The sequence below is a fragment of the Streptomyces sp. ActVer genome, assembly GCF_027270795.1.
Lineage (GTDB): Bacteria > Actinomycetota > Actinomycetes > Streptomycetales > Streptomycetaceae > Streptomyces > Streptomyces umbrinus_A.
This window is the reverse complement of sequence record NZ_JAPWHT010000845.1, coordinates 1-1794: the sequence shown is the minus strand read 5'-3', so window position 1 is coordinate 1794 and position 1794 is coordinate 1. Positions and strand designations below refer to the sequence as shown.

Annotated in this window: 1 protein-coding gene; it reads right to left on the bottom strand. The window is 74.0% G+C overall.

Annotated features, from left to right (window positions below; all coding sequences use genetic code 11):
* Positions 1-1794, bottom strand: a 1794-nt coding sequence (locus O3Q52_RS52720) for a type I polyketide synthase (protein ID WP_269655490.1), incomplete at both ends; no start/stop codon positions are given.

Sequence of the window (1794 nt, the reverse complement as noted above, 5' to 3'; positions counted from 1 at the left end):
GCGAGACGGCCGAGTGCGGTGAGGATCTCGGCGCGGTCGCGGGTGACGAGGGCCGCGCGATGGCGGCCACGGCCGGTTCGCCCCGCGAGGGTGCGGGCGAGGTCGGCGTCGCATAGGCGTCGGCTGTCGGAGGTCTCCAGCCAGGAGGCAAGCTCACCGGCGTAGGCGCGTACGCGCTCCTTGGTCGGCCCGTCGAGCAGGAGCAGCGCGGGGCGTCCGGCGGGGCCCTTCGCCCGGGCGGCCGGTCGGTGTTCGGCGAGGACGACATGGGCGTTCGTACCGCCGAAGCCGAAGGCCGAGACGCCCGCGGTCGCCGTGCCCGAGTAGCGGGGCCATGGTTCGGGCGAGCCGACCACGCGCAGGCCGAGGGCGTCGAGGTCGGCGTGCGGGCCCGGGCCGGTGAAGTGCAGGTGGGCGGGGATCTCGCCGTGGTGCAGGGCGAGCACGGTCTTGATCAGGCCCGCGATACCGGCGGCCGCTTCCAGGTGGCCGAGGTTCGTCTTGGCGGAGCCGATCAGGAGGGGCGGGTCCAGGGAGCGGCCCCGGCCCAGCACGGCGCCGAGGGCGCTCGCCTCGATGGGGTCGCCGAGGGCGGTGCCCGTGCCGTGCGCCTCCACGTAGTCCACGGTCGTCGGGGCGATGTGCGCCTCGGCGAGGAGGGCGCACTGGGCCTCGGCGTTGGGGGCGGTCAGTCCGTTGGAGCGGCCGTCGGAGTTCACGGCCGTCGCGTGGATCACCGCCAGGACGCGGTCGCCGTCGCGTTCGGCGTCCGCGAGCCGTTTCAGTACGACGACTCCGCAGCCCTCGCCGCGTACGATCCCGTCGGCCGCGGCGTCGAAGGCCTTGCAGCGGCCGTCGGGGGCGAGGGCGCCAGCGCGCTGGAAGCCGAGGGTGACGGCGGGGGTCAGGAGCAGGTTCACCCCGGCGGCGAGTGCCGTGTCGCTCTCGCCGGTCACCAGGCTGCGCACGCCGTGGTGCACCGCGACCAGCGACGACGAGCACGCCGTGTCGACGGACAGGCTGGGGCCGCGCAGGTCGAGGGCGTACGACAGGCGGCCCGCTGCGATGCTCATGGACGCGCCGGTGGCCGTCCAGGCGTCCACGGCACGGAGGTCGGCGGTCGTGAGGTGCGCGTACTCGTTGCCGCTGATGCCCACGAAGACACCGGTGCGGGTGCCCGCGAGCGTGGGCGCGGCGAGGGCCGCGTGGTCGAGGGCCTCCCGGGTGACTTCGAGGAGCATGCGGTGCTGGGGGTCCATGGCGGTCGCCTCGTGGGCGGGGATGCCGAAGAACTCGGCGTCGAAGCCGGCGATGTCGTCGAGGCCGCCGAGGAAGGCGCCGTGCCGGTTCACGTCGTCCGGCAGGCGTTCCGGATCCCGGACGAAGGGGTCCCAGCGGCCGGGCGGAAGTGTGCGTACCGCGTCGCGGCCTTCGGTGAGGAGTTGCCAGTATTCGTCGGGGGACGTGACGCCGCCGGGGAATCGGCAGCCGACGCCGATGATGGCGACTGCGGGGGTCGGTTCGGTAGTTCTGTTGGTGCCGGCCGGCCGTGGCTTGTCGCGCAGTTCCCCGCGCCCCTTTGGGGGCGTGGTTGCCCCAAGTCGTCTCACCAGGCTGTCGATTGTCGGTGCCTCCCACAGCAGTGTGTCCGGGAGGCGTCTTCCGGCCAGTTCGCTCAGGTCGGAGGTCAGGGCCACCGCGTCCCGGGAGGTCAGGCCGACCTCCGCCAGGGGCCTGTCGTCGGGGAGTTGGCCCGAGCTGAGCCCGTACCAGTCCTGGAGTCGCCCCGCGACC